Origin of the sequence: Bradyrhizobium sp. 147 (genome assembly GCF_023073935.1) — a bacterium.
Taxonomy (GTDB): Bacteria; Pseudomonadota; Alphaproteobacteria; order Rhizobiales; family Xanthobacteraceae; genus Bradyrhizobium.
Window position 1 is genome coordinate 62,268 of the sequence record NZ_JADPKL010000065.1, and the last position, 18,358, is coordinate 80,625.

Here is an 18,358-nt window from a genome sequence, read left to right on the forward strand (position 1 = left end):
ATAGCCTGGATTGCTTCGCTTCGCTCGCAATGACGGACGCGCCACACCTACGGTGTCGTCCTACTCCGCAGCGTCGCGCATTTCCACGCGTTCGGCCCTGGCCGCGCAGAACTTGAATTCCGGGATCTTGCCGAACGGATCGAGCGCCGGGTTGGTCAACAGGTTCGCCGCCGCCTCTGCGTAGCAGAACGGCATGAACACCATGTTCTCCGGCACGTCGCGGTCGGAGCGCACTTTGACCTCGACGGCGCCGCGGCGGGTCTCCAGGCGAATGAAGTCGCCCGGCGCGAGCCTCTTCTTGCGCATGTCCTTCGGCGACATGAACGCGACCGCCTCGGGCTCGATCTGGTCGAGCACCTGCGCGCGACGCGTCATCGAGCCGGTGTGCCAGTGCTCGAGCACGCGGCCGGTCGACAGTACCATCGGATATTCGGCGTCGGGCAGCTCGTCCGGCGGAATGACCTTGGCGGGCACGATCTTGCCGCGGCCGCTCGCGGTCGGGAAGCCCGTGGTGAAGATGATCTCGTTGCCGGGTTTGTCGGGAGCGTCGGCCGGATAGGTGACTGCGCCTTCGCGCACCAGCCGTTCCCAGGTGATGTTCTTCAGCGACGGCATCAACTCCGCCATTTCGGTGTAGACGTCGCCGGGGCCGGAATAATTCCACGGCAGCCCCATGCGCTTGCCGATCTCCTGGATGATCCAGAGATCCTGCCGCGCATCGCCGGGCGGCTTGATCACCTGGCGCGCGAGCTGCACGCGGCGGTCGGTGTTGGTGAAGGAGCCGTCCTTCTCGGCGAAGGCCGAGGCCGGCAGGATCACGTCGGCGTGGAACGCGGTCTCGGTAACGAAGAGATCCTGCACCACGAGATGATCGAGCATGGCAAGCGCGTGGCGTGCGTGCTGGAGGTCGGGATCGGACATCGCGGGGTTCTCGCCCTCGATGTACATGCCCTTGATCTCGCCGGCATGGATGGCGTTCATGATCTCGACCACGGTCAGGCCGCGGACGGGGTCGAGATCCTGTTGCCACAGCTTCTCGAAAGCGCCGCGCATGTCGTCGCGTCCGACCGGCTGGTAGTCCGGCAGGAACATCGGGATCAGGCCGGCATCGGAGGCGCCCTGCACGTTGTTCTGGCCGCGCAGCGGATGCAGGCCGGTCCCGGGACGGCCGACCTGGCCGGTGATCAGCGCCAGCGCAATCAGGCAGCGCGCATTGTCGGTGCCATGGACGTGCTGGCTGATGCCCATGCCCCAGAAGATGATCGACGATTTTGCGCGCGCATAGGTCCGCGCGACCTCGCGCAAGGTCTGCGCCGGGACGCCGCAGATCGGCTCCATCTTCTCCGGCGTGAACTCCTTGATCTTCTCCTTGAGCTCTTCAAAGCCTTCGGTATAGCCGGCGATGTATTGGTCGTCGGTCAAGCCTTCGGTGATGATCGTGTTGATCATCGCATTCAGCATGGCGACGTCGGAGCCCGGCTTGAACTGCAAATGCTTGGTCGCATGACGCGACAGCGACTGCCGGCGCGGATCCATCACGAACAGTTTTGCACCGTTCTGCTTGACCGCGTTCTTGATGAAGGTCGCCGCGACCGGATGGTTCACGGTGGGATTTGCGCCGATCACGACGATGACGTCGGCATCCATGGCGGCGGAGAACGGCGCCGACACCGCGCCCGAGCTCAGGCCTTCGAACAGCGCTGCCACGGACGAGGCATGACACAGACGGGTGCAGTGATCGACGTTGTTCGAACCGAAGCCGGTACGCACCAGCTTCTGGAACAGATAGGCCTCTTCGTTCGAACCCTTGGCCGAGCCGAAGCCCGCCAGCGCCTTCACGCCCTTCTCATCGCGGATCTTGACCAGACCCTTGGCCGCGATGTCGAGCGCTTCTTCCCAGCTCGCTTCGCGGAAATGGGTGAAGGGATTGGCCGGGTCGACCTGGTCGTTGGCATCCTTCTTCGCATTCGGCAGCCGCACCAGCGGCTTGGTCAGGCGGTGCGGATGGTGGATGTAGTCGAAGCCGAAGCGGCCCTTGACGCAGAGACGATTGTGATTGGCGGGGCCGTCGCGGCCCTCCGCGTAGATCACCTTCTCGTCCTTGACCTCGTAGGTCACCTGGCAGCCGACGCCGCAGAACGGGCAGAGCGAATCCACCTTCCTGTCGGCATAGGTGACGCGCGTTTGCTTGTCGTCGAGCATCACGGCCGGCATCAACGCGCCGGTCGGGCAGGCCTGCACGCATTCTCCGCAGGCGACGCAGGTCGACTCCCCCATGGGATCGTCGAAGTCGAACACGATCTTGGCGCCGGCATTGCGGTACGCCATGCCGATGACGTCGTTGACCTGGACTTCGCGGCAGGCACGCACGCACAGGCCGCACTGGATGCAGGCGTCGAGATTGACGCGCATCGCCGGATGGCTCGCGTCGGTCGCCCAGCGCTCGGCAGCGGGGAAGCGGCTCTCGGTGACACCCGTCGTCTCGGCCCAATGCCAGAACTTGGAATCCGGATCGTGCGAGGTCTCACGCGCCGGCTGGTCGGCGACGAGCAGCTCCATCACCATTTTTTGCGCAGCGACGGCGCGCGCGCTTTCGGTCTTCACCTTCATGCCGACCGACGGCGTGCGCTTGCAGGACGCCGCGAGCACGCGCTCGCCCTCGATCTCGACCATGCAGGCACGGCAATTGCCGTCCGGACGGTAGTCCGGCGCGGGCGAATAACAGAGGTGCGGGATCTCGCGGCCCTGGCGCTGGGCCACCTGCCAGATCGTCTCGCCGGGTTTGGCCTCGACCTGCTTGCCGTCGAGCTCGAACGTAATCTTGGTCATTCGGCCGCTTCCTTGAACTCGTCAGGGAAATATTTGATTACCGAGGACAGCGGATTCGATGCCGCCTGTCCAAGCCCGCAGATCGAGGCGTCGCGCATCGCCTGGCTCAATTCTTCCAGCAGGGCGCGGTTCCAGACCGGCTTCTGCATCAGCAGCGCCGCTTTCTGGGTTCCGACGCGGCACGGCGTGCACTGACCGCAGCTCTCGTCCTCGAAGAACTTCATCAGGTTCAGCGCCGCTGCGCGCACGCTGTCCTTGTGCGACAGGATCACGATCGCGGCGGAGCCGATGAAGCAGCCGTACTTCTCCAGCGTGCCGAAATCGAGCGGGATGTCGTCCATCGACGCCGGCAGGATGCCGCCGGACGCGCCGCCCGGGAGGTACGCGTAGAATTGATGGCCGTCGGCCATGCCGCCGCAATATTGATCGATCAGCTCGCGCACCGTGATTCCCGCGGGCGCGAGCTTCATGCCGGGATTCTTGACGCGGCCCGAGACCGAGAAGCTGCGCAGGCCATGGCGCTCATGGCGGCCATTGCCCTTCCACCAGTCGGCGCCCTTCTCGACGATGTCGCGCACCCACCACAGCGTCTCGATGTTGTTGATTAGCGTCGGCAGGCCGAACAGGCCGACCTGGAAGGGGTAAGGTGGCTTGTGCCTGGGCAGGCCGCGCTTGCCCTCGATGCTCTCCAGCAGCGAGGATTCCTCGCCGCAGATATAGGCACCGGCGCCGCGGCGCATATGCAGCGTCGGACCGCCCGGCGGGAGCTTGGCGATCTCGCACTCCAGGATCTCGCGTGAGGCCGGATATTCGTCGCGCAGATAGATGTAGACGTCGGAGGCTTGCACCACATGCGCGCCGATCAGCATGCCCTCGATGAAACGATGCGGATCGGTTTCGAGATAGTAGCGGTCCTTGAACGTGCCGGGCTCGCCCTCGTCGCCGTTGATCGCCATCAAGCGCGGGCCGGGTTCGCCCAGCACCGCGCGCCATTTGCGCCCGGTCGGGAAGCCTGCGCCGCCGAGACCGCGGAGCGAAGCGTCGTCGAGCGCCTTCAGCAGATCGTCCTTCGGCAATTCGCCGGAGCGGAGGCGATTGAGCAGCTTGTATCCGCCGCCGGCAATATAGGCGTCGTAATCGACATATTTCGGCAGATGCGCGTGAGTGTCGCCGGCCTTCGCGGCGGCCATGACATTGGCGACGGTCGCGTGGTCGACGAAGTTGTGGCCGACCTCAGCGGCAGGCGCGGTATCGCAACGGCCGACGCAGGGCGCGCGTACCACGCGAATGCCGGGACCCGATGCGCTCTGCAAATCTTGCAGCAGCTTCTCGCCGCCGAGCATCGCGCAGGTCAGCGAATCGCAGACGCGGATCGTTAGTGGGGCGATGTCAGGCTCACCTTCCTTCACTACGTCGAAATGCGCGTAAAAGGTCGCGGTCTCGAACACCTCGGCAAAGGCGAGCTTCATCTCGTCGGCGAGCGCGGCGAGGTGCGCGGCCGAAATCTGGTGGTACTTGTCTTGGATCAGGTGCAGATATTCGATCAGCAGGTCGCGCCGCCGCGGCCTGTCGCCGAGCAGCTGCTCGATCTCGTGCGCGGCGGTGGGGTCGACCTGTCGTCCCTTGGGGGTCGCGTTGGCTCGCTTCCGGCCACCGCCCGGATGTTCGAACGAGCGGACCTGTTGCACGTCGTGGCTCATCGCTGCGTCTCGTAGCCCTTCTTTGGAATATATCCAATCCTAGTCTCTGGCATACCAGATGCCAAGAGAATTCTTGCGCTCAAATAAGCATTTAAGGGCATGCGGCCAATAAGGCCGCATGCCCCTGTACGCCACGAGGAGGTTTGCGCGATCAGAGGATCTTAACCGCGCTCTCGAGCGTCTTGTAGACACCCCACGCCAGCGGAACGCAGACGAAGAGCCAGAACAGTGCTGCCTTGACATCGAGGCCGCCGGTGCCGATTCCGAACGAGCCAGTCTGCACGGTGCCGGCGCCCGCATTCGCCGCCTGCAACTTGGCGACGTCGGCCTCGCTCATGTACCATTTCGGATCGACCGGCTTGACCAGGTAGTTGCAGATGATGCCGGCGATCAGCATCGCACAAAGAATGTACATAGTGGTGTTGTAGAGCTGGTCGCGCGGAACGCCCGCCGCGAGTTGGAACTCGCGAATGTAGTTCACCACGACCGGGCCGATGATGCCTGCGGTCGACCATGCCGTCAGGAGCCGGCCGTGAATGGCGCCGACGAACTGGGTGCCGAACATGTCGGCGAGATAGGCCGGCACGGTCGCGAATCCGCCGCCATACATCGACAGGATGATGCCGAAGCCGAGCACGAAGAGCAGCTTCGAGCCCATGGCCGCAAAGGTCGGCGCCAGCGCGTAGAGAACGATGCCGAGAATAAAGAACGTGTAGTAGGTGTTCTTGCGGCCGATCGTGTCCGACAGCGTTGCCCAGAAGAAGCGGCCGCCGATGTTGAACAGCGATAGCAGGCCGGCGAAGCCCGCCGCAATTCCAGCGATAACCGTCTTCTGCTCGACCGAGAGCTGACCGAAGGTAAGCTCCGGATGTCCGATCAGCTTGCCGGCAAAGATTTCCTGGAGCATCGGAGAAGCCATTCCGATCACGCCGATGCCAGCCGACACGTTCAGACACAGCACCCACCAGATCAGCCAGAACTGCGGCGTCTTGTGCGCGTTGTTGAGATGGACGTGATGCTCGGAGATCATCGTCTTCTTCTCGCTCGGCGGCGTCCACCCTTCAGGCTTCCAGCCAGCCGGCGTCACGCGATAAGCGAAAGCGCCGATGGTCATGAAGACGAAATAGACGACGGCCATGACGACGAAGGCCTGCCATACACCGACATCGATCGAGGTCTTGAAATAGTTGATCAGGAGGTTGGCAAATGGCGCGCCGATCATGGCGCCGCCACCGAAGCCCATGATTGCCATGCCGGTCGCCATGCCGCGGCGGTCGGGAAACCATTTGATCAGCGTCGACACCGGCGAGATGTAACCGAGACCAAGACCTATGCCGCCGATCACGCCGGAGCCCAGCCACATGATCCAGAGCTGATGGGTATAGATGCCGATCGCGCCAAGCAGCAGGCCACCGCACCAGCATAGCGCAGCAACGAAGCCTGCCTTGCGCGGACCGACCCGCTCAAGCCAGCCGCCCCAAACAGCGGCGGCAACGCCGAGCACGACGAAGAACAGGGTGAACATCCATCCCAGGCTCGCGACCTTCCAGTCGCAGGTGGTGGTGAAGAGCTCTTGCCATAGCGACATATCCGGACAGGCTTTCGGCGCCGTGATGCCGATGGCTCGGGAAAGCGGCAGCCAGAATACTGAGAAGCCATAGGCCATGCCGATGCAGAGATGGATGCACAGCGCCGCCGGCGGCACCAGCCAGCGATTGAATCCGGCGGTCGCGATGGTCCGCTCGCGATCAAGAATCCCCGCGCCACGGCCCGAAATGGTCCCGGCGCTCTCAACACTAGCCATGCATTCCTCCCCTGAGGCCGCCCTTCTGAGCAGCCTGCCCTAAGATCCTGATCCCCAGTCCAGCGACGCAGCCAAATGTCCCTGCTGCTCCGCTCAATGATTCGACGCGCGTCAGGATCGTCACGCGCATCCGAAATGCTAACCCCTCGGGCGGGATGCTATGCCCTATACGACATACAGGCATTGTGAGCGCGGCCCGTCGATCAGCGTATCGCAGACAAGACTCAACCTCCGCGCCTGAACGGAGAAAGCCAATTGCAGAAGCCATGAACGATGTCGATAGACAAATGGTCGGTATCAGCGCGGTAACGTTCTCAAGAACGCGACGCACCATTAGCGCTCTCTATCGAACGATTTGATTTTTCTATCAAGAACACGATGCGCGCGTCGTTGCGCTCGGTGATCTCCACCGTGTCGCCGGTCTCGCGGATCAGGTTCGGAATGTCAATCACCGACAAGGGATCGGTGCAGTGAACCTCGAGCTGATCGCCGGGCTGCAACGGCTTCAGGGCTTTTCGGGTCTTCAGGGCGGGCAACGGACATTTTAACCCGGTGAGGTCGAGCGTCGTTCTGGTCATGGGCGCACCATGGCGGGGCCGATCGATGGCGTCAACGCAAGGACCGCTAGAGCAGATCGGCATAGAACAAGAAGCCTACGTCCTGTCCAGGTTCGACCTGCGTGATGTCTTCGCCAAGCTCAACGAGGCCACTGGTCTCCACCAGTGAGGACAATAGCCCGGCTCCCTCGCGCGGGAACTTGATGACCTCCAGCGTGCCATCCCTTCCGCGCCGCAAGGAGGCGCGAACATATTCGCGCCTGCCTTCTTTCTTCCTGTAGGTGAACGCAGCACGCACAGGGATCGGCAAGTGCGGCTCCGGCAGGGAACCGGCCAGCGCCAGCACCGTCGGCCGCACCACATGCACGAAGGTGACAAAGCTCGCAACGGGATTGCCGGGCAATCCGATCAGCGGCGTGCCGTCGATGATGCCCATCGCCACCGGTCGGCCGGGCTTGATCGCCATCCGCCACAGCACCAGCGAGCCGACGCTCTCGACCGCCGCCTTGACGTGATCCTCCTCGCCGGTCGAAACGCCGCCAGTGGTGAGGATCAGGTCATGATCGCCTGCGACCTGCTTCAGGCCATGAGCAAGCGAGGTACGCTCGTCCCGCAAGATGCCGAGATCGCTGACCTCGCAGCCGAGCCGGCGCAGCATCGCCATCAGCATGAAGCGGTTGGAATCGAACAGTTGCGAGGCCGCGCGCGGCTCGCCGGGCGAGGCCAGCTCGTCACCGGTCGAGAAAACTGCGACGCGGATGCGCCTGACGACGTCGAGGCTGGTCAGGCCCAACGCTGCCGCAAGGGCGACATGCTGCGGCCGCAAGCGCTGCCCGGCGCGCAGCGCGACGTACCCTTCGGGAATGTCTTCGCCCGCAGGGCGGACATTGGCACCCGGCTTCAACCCGGGCGGCAGCACCACCTTGCCGGACTTATCGACGCGGACATCTTCCTGCATGAAGACGGTTTCGGCGCCCAGTGGCATCGGCGCGCCCGTGAAGATACGCGCGGTGTGGCCGGGCTTGATCGGCGCCTGTGCAAGACCGCCGGCCTGGATACGGCCGTCGAGCGGCAATGCTTGCTCGGCGCTTTGCGGAAGATCGGCGTTGCGCACAGCGTAACCATCGACGGCGGAATTGGTGAAGGGCGGCAGCGGCAAAGGCGCTGCGATGTCGCGCGCCAGTACGCGTCCGTCCGCGTCGACGAGCGCGACCGTTTCGAGATCGGCGATCGCATTGACGCGCGTGGTGATCAGGCCAACGGCCTCATCCACCGACATCATCGGGCCGCCGAAAGCAAAGCAATCGTCCGATAGTTGCGCCATGGTGCCTCGTCAGCGCATCGCGGCGCTTTTCGCCACCGCTTCGTCGACCGGCATCGCCGCGCGCAGCAACAAAGCCGCGGCGGCCGGAATATCGTCGAGATGGACAGTCGGCAGGCGGGTGTCAACCGCGACGTCGGCCACAATCCCGGCAATGCCGGGATCGTCTGGGAACAGCAGTGGCTTGCCATTGGCGCCGCGATGCACCTCGATCTTGCGATGTGGCTCCCGCTTGAAGCCCTCGACCACGACGAGATCGACCGCGGATAGCTTGCTCAACAGCTCCGGCAGTCGCGGCTCCGCGGCGCCGCGCAGCTCGTGCATCAGAGCCCAACGATTCGCCGAAGCAACCAGCACCTCGGCCGCGCCGGCCTCGCGATGGCGCCAGGAATCCTTGCCGGGCACGTCGACATCGAACTGGTGATGCGCATGCTTGATCACGGAAACGCGCAGGCCCTCCGCGTTGAAATGCGGGATCAGCCGCGTCAACAGCGTGGTCTTGCCCGCCCCGCTCCAGCCTGCAAGCCCGATGACTTTCATAACCGCCCGATCTCCGCCAACGGCTCACGAGCCGATGGAACCTCCGGCCTTTCCGCCATGCTTATATCGGCTTGATCCGAATGTCATGCTAACCTCGTGGCCATGATGAAGATCGACAAGACCCCGGTGCCCCTGATCGTCCCTGATACGGACGACCCGCGCCTGACCCAGAGCGTGACCGGGACTGACCAGACCGGCGCCAAGGTCGAGATCAAGGTGCCGATGGAGCGGCCACTGACGCTCTACCTGAATTCGCAGGAGATCGTCACCATGATGACGATCGGCGACTATCCGGAATATCTGGCACTCGGCTACCTGCTGAACCAGAACATGCTGAAATACAATGACGAGGTCACTGAGGTCGAGTACGACGACGACCTGCAGGTGGTCGTGGTGCGCACCTCACACCACACCAATTTCGAGGCCAAGCTGAAGAAGCGCACGCAGACCTCGGGCTGCGCGCAGGGCACAGCCTTCGGCGACCTGCTGGAAGCGGTCGAGAGCGTCGCACTGCCGAAGGCAGAGCTGCGCACCTCCTGGCTGTACCAGATGACCCAGACCATCAACACCATGCCCTCGCTCTATCTAGAGGCCGGCGCGATCCATGGCTGCGTGCTGTGCAAGGAGGGCACCCCGCTCTGCTACACCGAGGACGTCGGCCGCCACAATGCGGTCGACAAGATCGCGGGTTGGATGTACCGCCACGGCGTCGATGCCTCCGACAAGATCCTCTACACCACGGGACGCCTCACTTCGGAGATGGTGATCAAGACCGTGCGGATGGGGATTCCGATCCTGGTGTCGCGCTCCGGCTTCACCGCCTGGGGCGTCGATCTCGCAAGACAGGTCGGGCTGACGCTGGTCGGGCGCACGCGCGGAAAACGCTTCATCGCACTCGCGGGCGAGGACCGCATCGTCTACGACCAGAATCTCGCTTACGTCGAGGAGGAATCGGCCAAGCACAAGCGCAAGGGTGAAGGTGGTGACGACTAGGATTCTGCCGGCGAGTGTTCCGCCGACTGTTGGCGTGCTGCTCGCCGGCGGTCTCGCCCGGCGCATGGGCGGGGGTGACAAGCCAATGCGCAGCATCGGCGGCCGCACCATCCTGGAGCGTGTGATCGCGCGCCTTGCACCCCAATGCAGCGGGATGATCCTCAATGCCAACGGCGATCCCGCGCGCTTCGCCGCGTTCGGCTTGCAGGTGGTCGCCGATGGCGTGCCCGGCTTTCCCGGCCCCCTGACCGGCATCCTCGCGGCGCTCGACTGGACCGCGGCGAACCGGCCGAACATCGAGTGGGTGCTCAGCGCCGCGGGCGACTGCCCGTTCCTGCCGCGCGATCTGGTCACCCGCCTGCATGAGGCGCGGGCGCGCGAGAACGCGCAGCTCGCGGTCGCGGCATCAGGCGATCAGTCGCATCCTGTGATCGGTCTGTGGCGCGTGGACCTGCGTGAGGAGCTACGCCACGCGCTCGTGATCGAGGACCTCCGCAAGATCGACCGCTGGACCGCGCGCTATCTGCTGGCGACGGTGAGATGGCCGACCGAGCCGCTCGACCCGTTCTTCAATGCCAATACTGTCGAGGACATCGCCGAGGCCGAGCGGCTGGCGGCGCTGGATGAGACGTCCTAGCGCGCTTACGACGTGGCCGCATGCGGGGCCGTTCACGCAGGCCGAAATCCCGCGCGCTCCAGCGCCGCCCGCGCCTCATGCGAGCCGAGCGCATCGAGAAAGGCCTGCACTGCGGGCCGGTCTTTGCGCGCCGTCACCAGCGCGAAATCATAATGCTCCTCCGCGAGCGGAATGAAATCGAGGCCGCCCGCATGGGCGACCGGCGCAATGGTCATGCCCCAGTCGGCGCGGTGCTGGGCGACGGCGGCGGCCACTGCATTGTGCGAGCGGGGCTGGTTCCAATAGCCCTCCGGGCGGGCGCCCCCGAGCAGCCGATCGATCAGGATGCGCGTGCCGGCGCCCTGATTGCGGTTGACCATGATGCAGGTGGGATCAGAGATCGCAGCCGCGACCGCCTCCTTCGCACTGAGGTCTTCGAAACGCTTGTCGCCTTTGCGGAAGACGATGCCCTGCATCCGCCGCCAGCCCGGAACGAGCTCAAGCCCCTCGACGAGATAGGGCGAGTTGTAGGTCTCGCTTCTGTCGTCGAACAGATGGATCGGCGCGAGATCGCATTCCCCGCGCCGCGCCGCCGCGAGCCCGCCGAGGCTGCCGACGGCGATCGAGCGAACGGCAAGGCCGGCATGCGCGAGCTGTACCGTCACGAGATCGAGGCCGGTGCAATGGCTGCCGACGATGACGAGATCCGGCACGCGCACATGCGGCGTGAACAGGGTTACCTCGGCTTCAGTCCCGGCCGGCATCTGGTCGGCGAGCGCGTCGATGCGCAAAAAGCCGTCGGCCTGCGCGAATGACGTGATCGCACCAGATCCCTTGCCGGAGGGATAGGCGATCAGGCCGCCGCGGCCCTCGACCAGCGAGACCATGACGAATTCGGTGCGGCCGAGCTCCGAGGCGATGCGGACCGGCACGGTCGCGCTGACCTTGGCATCGGAGCGCGGCGGCAGCCCCGCCATCCTGCGCAGCACCGGCACGATCATGTCGTGGAAGGTGAACATCGCCGAGGTCGGAAAGCCCGGCAGGATCACCACTGGCTTGCCGTCGCACACCGCAAGGCACAGCGGCTTGCCGGGCTTGAGCGCCACGCCATGCGCGATGATTCCGGGCTGGCCGAGCCGGCCGATGATGCGATGGGACAGGTCGCCCGCGCCTTTCGACGTGCCGCCCGACAGCACCAGCATGTCGGCATCCGCCAGCGCGCGGCGCATGGCCGCTTCGAGCTTGGCTTCATCGTCGGGAATGGCGCCGAGGAAGACCGCCTCGCCGCCATTCTCGTCGATCGCAGCAGTGACGATCGCACCGTTGGTGTCGTAGATCTCGGCGGGCGCGAGCAGCTCTCCGGGCTGCACCAATTCGTCGCCGGTGGAGATGACGGCCACAAGAGGCTTGCGCGCGACATTCACCTCGGCGATGCCGCAAGCGGCCAGCATGCCGATCTCGCGCGAACCGATGATCGTCCCCGCACGCAGCAGCGCTTCGCCGCGCGCGATGTCGGATCCGGCATAGGAGACGAATTGCCCGGGCGACGTGGCGCGACGGACCTCGATCGCGTCCGATCCTGCCGGCTGGGTGTGCTCGACCATGACGACAGCGTCGGCGCCGCGCGGCAGCGGACCGCCGGTGGCGATCGCCGTTGCGGACTCAGCCGCCACTTGCAGCGTCGGGGCGGTGCCGCAGTGGATGGCTTCATCATTGAGCGCGAGACGAACGGGTGCACCTTCCCCTGCCGCAACGACATCGGCGGAGCGGACGGCAAAGCCGTCGACATTGGAGCGGTCGAACGGCGGAACGTCGATCGGTGCCGTGACGTCTTCGGCGAGCGCCGCACCGAGTGCATCGGCGAGCTTGCACGCTGCACTCGGAATCGACCGCGGGAACAGCGCCGCCTCGAAACTTGCCAGCGCTTCTTCGCGCGACAGGATCTTGAGGAACTGCTCCTGTTCGAGCGCGCTGCGCTCTTGCGATCGCGGAATCATCGGCATGCCGGAACCCATATCATTCCCGCATCAGATAGGCACCGACCGGCGTGCCCGCCGCAAATCCCTCGTGGCTGGCGGGGACGAGCAGCCATGCATCGGCGCGGACGATCGCCTGGAGCGGCCATTCGCCCACGGCAAGCAGCATCCACGCATGATGTTCCTCGACCAGCAGGGCCATTTCTGCGATGCCGACACCGGATGCAATCTTGCGTGCGAGCGGCAAGGTGAGCTGTCGGCGTGGCCGGCGCGCCGACAACTGATCGATGAGCGGCAGCGCGAGCGCGAGCCAGGCCGCGAGCGCATGATCGGGCGAGCCCGGCAAGGCGACAATCGGAACCTTTTCGAGCCGGCCGACCGCAGCGGTGCGTCCAGGCTGGAGCGCAAGGCCATGGGCAAGCACCTCGCCACGCTGGGCCAGCGCCGCGACAGCTGCATCCCCATGGCCGACGCCACTGCCGCCGACCGTCAGCAGCAGATCGCAGGAGGAAGCGTCGAGCGCCTCGGCAATCGATGCTTCATCACGCGCGCCGGCCTCACACGTCTTCACCTCCAGCCCCGACACGCGCGCGATGCCGGCGATCATCTGCGCCGTTGCCGTTGCGCCCGGCACGTTGACGATGCGCAGCCGCGGCCGCCGCACGCCGAGCTTCTCCAGATGCGCGACGCGCGCGATCAGCAGATCGGCCGCGCCGATCGGATAGCCCTCGGCGCCGGCGGGCGTGCGCGCGGCGACGTCGCTTCCCGCTCGCCTGACGCCCTGCCCCGGCACGGCCTCGGCCAGCACCTGCGCGAGCGGACCTGACAGCTCGACCGCCCCGGCGTCGAGCACGCAGTCGCATCCCTCCGGCATCGCCTCACCGGCATCGACCCATGCAGGAGCCATCGCCAGTGGCAGCGGCGAATACGCGGACGCACCGACGAGATCATTGGCGGAGAGCGCCCAACCGTCTGCGGCGGCAATGTCGCGCGGGGGATAGGCGGCAAGCAGCGGAGCGCCCACCGCGACGCAGCCGCTCGCTTCCGCCAGCGGCAACTCCATCGGCGCGACAGGATCGACGCCTCGCAGCAACGCGGCGAGCGCAGTGTCGAGCGGCGTGAGCGAGGACGGCAGGCGCTGAATCATGCGCCATGATGGACCATGCATCGCCCGGTTTGGCAACCGCCAGCGCTACGGACATTACCCGCCCGACCTGTCCGAATTGGGGAAGAACAGCTGCTGCCCGTCGATCTTGTAGCCGGCGATCGCGGTCTGCCCCTCCGGCGAGGTCAGCCAGTCGATGAAGGTCTGCGCGAGATCCTTCTTCACGTTCGGAAACTTGTTGGGGTTCACCAGCATCACGCCGTACTGATTGAGCAATCGCCTGTCGCCTTCGACGACGATATCGAGATCGCCGCGATCCCTGAACGAGATCCAGCTGCCGCGGTCCGACAGCACATAGGCGTTCGCGGCGCGCGCGGCCTCGAGCGCCGCCTTCATGCCCGGTCCGGCCTCGCGATACCAGGCGCCCTTGGCGCTGGCGATGTCGATGCCGGCGACGATCCAGAGCGCGAGCTCCGCGGCATGGGTGCCCGAGCGGTCACCGCGCGTCACGAACGGCGTCCCCTTGGCCTCGATCGCCTTCAGCGCGGTCGCGATGTCTTTGCCTTTGACACCCGCGGGATCGCTCTTCGGCCCGATCAGCACATAATCGCTGTACATCACGTCGAGGCGCTTCACGCCAAAACCGTCGGCGACGAATTTCTCCTCCTGCGGTCGCGCATGCATCAGCACGACGTCGACCTCGCCCCTTCGCGCCCCGTCGAGCACTTCATCGGCGCGCCGCACGATCACCGTCACGTCGATGCCGGTCTTCGCACGGAAGATCGGCAGCAGATAATCGAGCAGGCCGGACTCCTGCGTCGCCGTGGTCGATGCGAGGACGATGCCGCGCTCCTCAGCGGATGACGCCGCAACGCCCGCGGCAAGGCCGCAGAGAAGCGTGAATGCAACGGACAGGCGGCGGACGGCCATGATCGTGTTCCCATTGGCTTTGACGGGATCATGATGATGACCGATTGCGCCGCACTCGTGACGCATCGGGGCTGCTTGCGCTCCGCGCCGGCCAGGCCGAGTGCGGCATCGCCCGCGCGCGGCGGCGGCGCGCTCGACCTCGCAATGCGGCAGCGCAGCTATTTGCATGCCGGCCCTGCTCCGGCCACTCGGCGAGAGGCGGCGGCGCCAGTGTGCCGAGGAGCCGACCGGCTACGACCCCCGCCGGCCGGTCGGATCCGCTTCGCCGCCTGACATTGACGCCCGCCCCCAAATAGTTGCAAAAGAAACCAATTCAGCCGGGCATACCCGGGCAACACCGGCCAACGAGCCGGATCAAGGGAGGAGAACCATGAATCCAATCAGGTTTGGACTGCCGGTCGCGGCCGCCTTCGTCGCGACGTTCTCGGCGGCGGCGCTGCTGCCGGATGCCGCAATGGCGCAGGTGTCCGACGACCTCGTCAAGATCGGCGTGCTCACCGACATGAACGGGCCGGCCTCGGCACCGACCGGCCAGGGCTCGGTGACGGCGGCGCAGATGGCGATCGACGATTTCGGCGCCACGGTGCTTGGCAAGCCGATCAGCGTCGTGATCGGCGACCACCAGCTCAAGGCCGACATCGGCGGCACGATCGCGCGGCGCTGGTACGACGTCGACCAGGTCGATCTGATCGTCGACGTGCCGGTCTCCGCGGTCGGGCTCGCGGTGCAGAACGTCGCCAACGAGAAGAAGCGGCTGTTCATCACCCACTCAACTGGCACCGCGGATTTCCACGGCAAGTTCTGCTCTCCTTATGCGATCCAATGGGTGTTCGACACCCGCGCCCTCGCGGTCGGCACCGCGGATGCGGTGGTCAAGCGCGGCGGCGACAGCTGGTTCTTCATTACCGACGACTACGCCTTCGGCCATTCGCTGGAGCGCGACGCTTCCGCCGTCGTCACCGCCAATGGCGGCAAGGTGCTGGGCTCGGTCCGGCCCCCGCTGGCGACGCCCGACCTCTCCTCCTTCGTGCTGCAGGCGCAGGCCTCCAAGGCCAAGATCATCGGCATTGCCGCCGGTCCCCCCAACAACATGAACGAGATCAAGACCGGCTCGGAGTTCGGCGTGTTCAAGGGCGGCCAGCAGATGGCGGCGCTGCTGGCGCTGATCACCGACATCCACGGCCTCGGCCTGCAGGCTGCGCAGGGCCTGCTCCTGACGACGTCGTTCTATTGGGACATGGACGACAAGACCCGCGAATGGTCGAAGCGGTATTTCGCCAAGATGAACAAGATGCCGTCGATGTGGCAGGCCGGGGTCTATTCCAGCGTGATGCACTATCTCAACGCCATCAAGGAAACCGGCACAGACGATCCGCTCAAGGTCGCCGCCAAAATGCGCGAGAAGCCGATCGAAGATTTCTTCGCCCGCAACGGCCGCTTGCGCGAGGACAATCTGATGGTGCACGACCTCTGGCTGGTGCAGGTAAAGACGCCGGAGGAGAGCAAATATCCGTGGGACTATTACAAGATCCTCACGACCATTTCCGGCGACAAGGCGTTCGGGCCGCCGGACCCGGCGTGCCCGCTCCTGAAGAAGTGAGATTGGCGAGTGGCGAATAGGGAGTAGCGAATGGACCAACTCCATTCGCTACTCACCACTCGCCATTCGCTATTTCACCACGCCGATCTCGCGAAAATACGTCATCACGCCCGGATGGATCAGCTCCGGCTTCGGCGCTGCCGCGACCGTGTTCGCGGCCGTCGTCTCGCAGGCCTGCGCAAGCCTCTTGCAGAACGTCGCCTCGACGCCGTGCAGCGTCTTGGCGAGGCGATAGGCGACATCGTCAGGCAGATCCTCGCGCGTCAGCACAAAACTCCACGAGCCGAGCGAGGCGATCGGCTCCGTTTGCTTCGGATAGCTATTGGCCGGCACGATGAGCGGCTTGAGGAACGCATGCTTGGCGCGGATGCGCGCGATCTCGTCCAGCTCAGGCGCAATGAAGCGCGCGCCTGATGCGCTCGATGCCACCGCGGCAAAGCCGGGCCAGCCGATGCCGGCGCCCCACAGCGCGGCGACGCGGCCGTCTTCGACCATCGCGGGGCCATCGCCGGCGCGGTCGAGATAGATCGCCTTGAAATCCTCGTCCTGCTTCAGGCCGAGTCCGTCAAGCACATAGCGCGCCAGGATCGGGAGGCCCGAGCCTTTGGCGCCGAAGGCCACGGGCTGTCCGACGAGATCGTGAATCGTCTTGTAGGGACTGTCCGCCCGCACCACGAACATGCCAGGGTTGGAATAGATCGCGGTGAGAATCTTCAGCGCTACCTTCGCACGGCCAATGCCGGCGAAGGCCTCATAGGCCGGCTCGCCTGCGACCAGCGCAAGATCAAGCTCGCCCTTCTCCAAAAGCGGAATGTTCTCGCTGCTGCCCTTGGTGTTGCGCGGGACGACGGAAATTTGCGGGTCGGCTGCGTTCATCACCTCTGCGAAGGCGTTGCCATAGAGTGGAAAGCCGCCGCCGGGCGTCGCGGTGCCCAAGCTGATCGTCGTGGTCGAAATGGCCGTGCCTCCGGTCTGGGCAGCAGCGGGGCCAAGGAGCAGCGCCGCACTGATGAGGATGAACGTTGCGAATCTCATGGTCGCTCCCGCGGACCTGCGTCAACACCGACTTGCGACGATGTAGGCAGCAGCCGGATTTTGTGAAAGCATGTCGCCCAAAGACAATAAAGCAATGGGAGGCGTCATGTTGCGAATTTTGCGTAATGGTGTTTTCGGGCTCGTGGTTCTTGCTACGCTTTTCGGCGCCACGCCGCGCGCCTGCGCTGCGTATCCCGACCGTCCCGTGCACTGGCTGATCGGCTTTTCCGCCGGCGGCCCGGTCGACATCGTGGCGCGGATCATGGCGCAGTGGCTGTCGGACCGCCTCGGCCAGCAATTCATCGTCGAGAACCGGACCGGCTCCGGCGGCAACATCGCGGCCGCCGCCGCGATCAATTCGCCGCCGGACGGCTACACGCTGCTGTTCGTCGCCCCCAACAATGCGATCTCGACCTCGCTCTACAAGAAGCTGCCGTTCGACTTCCTGCGCGACACCGTGCCGGTCGCCAGCATCATGCAGCTCACCAACATGCTGGTCGTCTCCAACGCGTTTCCGGCGAAGACGGTTCAGGAGTTCATCGACTATTGCAAGGCCAATCCCGGCAAGGTCTCCTTTGCCTCCTCCGGCAACGGCACCTCGGTGCACATGTCGGCCGAGCTGTTCAAGGTGATGACCAAATGCGACATGGTGCACGTGCCCTATCGCGGCTCGGCGATCGCCTTCCCCGACATCATCTCCAACAAGGTGCAGCTGATCTTCGACAACCTGCCCTCCGCGCTGGAGCAGGCCAAAGGCGGCAATGTCCGCGCGTTAGGGGTGACCTCGCCGCAGCGCTGGCCGAGCGTTCCCGACGTGCCCGCGATCGCCGAGACCGTGCCGGGCTTCGAAGCGGTCGGCTTCTACGGCATCTCCGCGCCGAAGGGCACCCCGACCGAGGTGATCGAGATCCTCAACAAAGCAGTGGGCGAAGCGCTGAACGACCCGAAGCTGGTGGCACGGCTGGCGGAGACCGGCGGCATCCCCAAGCCGATGACGCCGGCCGAGTTCGGCAAGCTGGTCGCGGACGAGACCGAGAAGTGGCGGAAGGTGGTGGAGTTCGCCGGCGTGTCGGTGGATTAGGGCCCCACGGCGGGCGCTGTTCCTCGCCGGCAAGACGTTCGGGGGACCGGCGGGCCCCCTCACAACAAAAGTGCGAAAACAACCCCATGCACAGTAGAAGACGTGAGCAATTTCAGCGGGTTACGGAAGCGGAAAGCCAGCCGCCGGCACATGACCGCAGAGCCGTTTGACTCGTCGAGGCTGGGCAAGAACTCGGGCATTTTCGTTGGTCGGTGTACGCTTTGTTCATGACGAATCGCACATTCAAGACCGGCGAGAGCCGCGACCAGGC

Annotated in this window: 15 protein-coding genes; 4 read left to right on the forward strand and 11 right to left on the reverse strand. The window is 65.1% G+C overall.

Annotation, left to right across the window (positions count from 1 at the left end; all coding sequences use genetic code 11):
* Window positions 1-60: 60 nt before the first annotated feature.
* From fdhF to mobB, 6 genes are all read right to left on the reverse strand, one after another.
* Window positions 61-2,829: a formate dehydrogenase subunit alpha gene (gene fdhF / locus IVA87_RS14545; RefSeq protein ID WP_247333984.1), complete on the reverse strand. Its 2,769-nt coding sequence runs from the start codon at window positions 2,827-2,829 to the stop codon at window positions 61-63.
* Window positions 2,826-4,529 (reverse strand): NADH-ubiquinone oxidoreductase-F iron-sulfur binding region domain-containing protein, encoded by a 1,704-nt coding sequence (locus tag IVA87_RS14550; protein ID WP_247305234.1) that lies wholly within the window; start codon window positions 4,527-4,529, stop codon window positions 2,826-2,828. The genes fdhF and IVA87_RS14550 overlap by 4 nt, the downstream gene beginning before the upstream one ends.
* Before the next feature lie 151 nt (window positions 4,530-4,680).
* Entirely contained in the window at window positions 4,681-6,333 is a 1,653-nt protein-coding gene (locus IVA87_RS14555) for an OFA family MFS transporter (protein ID WP_247305227.1), read from the reverse strand.
* Between the two features lie 314 nt (window positions 6,334-6,647).
* Window positions 6,648-6,911, reverse strand: a complete 264-nt coding sequence (locus IVA87_RS14560) for a sulfurtransferase TusA family protein (protein WP_247280786.1) — start codon at window positions 6,909-6,911, stop codon at window positions 6,648-6,650.
* Window positions 6,912-6,957: 46 nt separating this feature from the next.
* Window positions 6,958-8,214 (reverse strand): gephyrin-like molybdotransferase Glp, encoded by a 1,257-nt coding sequence (gene glp / locus IVA87_RS14565; protein ID WP_247333986.1) that lies wholly within the window; start codon window positions 8,212-8,214, stop codon window positions 6,958-6,960.
* A gap of 9 nt (window positions 8,215-8,223) precedes the next feature.
* Window positions 8,224-8,751 carry a molybdopterin-guanine dinucleotide biosynthesis protein B gene (gene mobB, locus IVA87_RS14570; RefSeq protein WP_247305222.1) on the reverse strand — a complete coding sequence of 176 codons (528 nt, stop codon included), beginning with the start codon at window positions 8,749-8,751 and terminating at the stop codon, window positions 8,224-8,226.
* 102 nt (window positions 8,752-8,853) lie between these two features.
* Between mobB and fdhD the strand changes: the two genes are divergently transcribed.
* Together fdhD and mobA are read left to right on the forward strand one after the other, a co-directional pair.
* Window positions 8,854-9,744, forward strand: a complete 891-nt coding sequence (fdhD, locus tag IVA87_RS14575; RefSeq protein ID WP_247305641.1) for a formate dehydrogenase accessory sulfurtransferase FdhD — start codon at window positions 8,854-8,856, stop codon at window positions 9,742-9,744.
* 1 nt (window position 9,745) lies between these two features.
* On the forward strand, window positions 9,746-10,381 hold the full coding sequence (gene mobA, locus IVA87_RS14580) for a molybdenum cofactor guanylyltransferase MobA (RefSeq protein WP_247333992.1): 636 nt from the start codon (window positions 9,746-9,748) through the stop codon (window positions 10,379-10,381).
* A 32-nt stretch (window positions 10,382-10,413) separates the two neighbouring features.
* Here mobA and IVA87_RS14585 read toward each other — a convergent pair whose 3' ends face one another.
* The 3 genes from IVA87_RS14585 to IVA87_RS14595 are packed head-to-tail and all read right to left on the reverse strand — an operon-like array spanning window position 10,414 to window position 14,371.
* Entirely contained in the window at window positions 10,414-12,363 is a 1,950-nt protein-coding gene (locus IVA87_RS14585) for a molybdopterin biosynthesis protein (protein ID WP_247333987.1), read from the reverse strand.
* A 13-nt stretch (window positions 12,364-12,376) separates the two neighbouring features.
* A complete protein-coding gene (locus tag IVA87_RS14590; protein WP_247305210.1) occupies window positions 12,377-13,483 on the reverse strand; it encodes a molybdopterin-binding protein in 1,107 nt (368 codons plus the stop codon).
* A gap of 54 nt (window positions 13,484-13,537) precedes the next feature.
* On the reverse strand, window positions 13,538-14,371 hold the full coding sequence (locus tag IVA87_RS14595; RefSeq protein WP_247305207.1) for a substrate-binding domain-containing protein: 834 nt from the start codon (window positions 14,369-14,371) through the stop codon (window positions 13,538-13,540).
* Between the two features lie 370 nt (window positions 14,372-14,741).
* On the opposite strand from IVA87_RS14595, the gene IVA87_RS14600 reads away from it, so the two are divergent.
* Window positions 14,742-15,971, forward strand: a complete 1,230-nt coding sequence (locus tag IVA87_RS14600) for an ABC transporter substrate-binding protein (RefSeq protein WP_247333988.1) — start codon at window positions 14,742-14,744, stop codon at window positions 15,969-15,971.
* A gap of 69 nt (window positions 15,972-16,040) precedes the next feature.
* On the opposite strand, the gene IVA87_RS14605 is transcribed toward IVA87_RS14600, so the two are convergent.
* Entirely contained in the window at window positions 16,041-17,006 is a 966-nt protein-coding gene (locus tag IVA87_RS14605) for a TAXI family TRAP transporter solute-binding subunit (protein WP_247305200.1), read from the reverse strand.
* 106 nt (window positions 17,007-17,112) lie between these two features.
* Between IVA87_RS14605 and IVA87_RS14610 the strand changes: the two genes are divergently transcribed.
* Complete coding sequence (locus IVA87_RS14610) at window positions 17,113-18,087, forward strand: tripartite tricarboxylate transporter substrate binding protein (RefSeq protein ID WP_247305198.1); 975 nt, start codon at window positions 17,113-17,115, stop codon at window positions 18,085-18,087.
* Between the two features lie 59 nt (window positions 18,088-18,146).
* On the opposite strand, the gene IVA87_RS14615 is transcribed toward IVA87_RS14610, so the two are convergent.
* Window positions 18,147-18,358: hypothetical protein (locus tag IVA87_RS14615; protein ID WP_247333989.1), on the reverse strand; the 212-nt coding region annotated here is incomplete at its 5' end.

Coding starts and splice junctions, on each gene's coding strand:
- fdhF (WP_247333984.1), bottom strand. CDS start 2,829: ATGACCAAGATTACGTTCGAGCTCGACGGCAAGCAGGTCGAGGCCAAA.
- IVA87_RS14550 (WP_247305234.1), bottom strand. CDS start 4,529: ATGAGCCACGACGTGCAACAGGTCCGCTCGTTCGAACATCCGGGCGGT.
- IVA87_RS14555 (WP_247305227.1), bottom strand. CDS start 6,333: ATGGCTAGTGTTGAGAGCGCCGGGACCATTTCGGGCCGTGGCGCGGGG.
- IVA87_RS14560 (WP_247280786.1), bottom strand. CDS start 6,911: ATGACCAGAACGACGCTCGACCTCACCGGGTTAAAATGTCCGTTGCCC.
- glp (WP_247333986.1), bottom strand. CDS start 8,214: ATGGCGCAACTATCGGACGATTGCTTTGCTTTCGGCGGCCCGATGATG.
- mobB (WP_247305222.1), bottom strand. CDS start 8,751: ATGAAAGTCATCGGGCTTGCAGGCTGGAGCGGGGCGGGCAAGACCACG.
- fdhD (WP_247305641.1), top strand. CDS start 8,854: ATGATGAAGATCGACAAGACCCCGGTGCCCCTGATCGTCCCTGATACG.
- IVA87_RS14585 (WP_247333987.1), bottom strand. CDS start 12,363: ATGCCGATGATTCCGCGATCGCAAGAGCGCAGCGCGCTCGAACAGGAG.
- IVA87_RS14590 (WP_247305210.1), bottom strand. CDS start 13,483: ATGATTCAGCGCCTGCCGTCCTCGCTCACGCCGCTCGACACTGCGCTC.
- IVA87_RS14595 (WP_247305207.1), bottom strand. CDS start 14,371: ATGGCCGTCCGCCGCCTGTCCGTTGCATTCACGCTTCTCTGCGGCCTT.
- IVA87_RS14600 (WP_247333988.1), top strand. CDS start 14,742: ATGAATCCAATCAGGTTTGGACTGCCGGTCGCGGCCGCCTTCGTCGCG.
- IVA87_RS14605 (WP_247305200.1), bottom strand. CDS start 17,006: ATGAGATTCGCAACGTTCATCCTCATCAGTGCGGCGCTGCTCCTTGGC.
- IVA87_RS14610 (WP_247305198.1), top strand. CDS start 17,113: ATGTTGCGAATTTTGCGTAATGGTGTTTTCGGGCTCGTGGTTCTTGCT.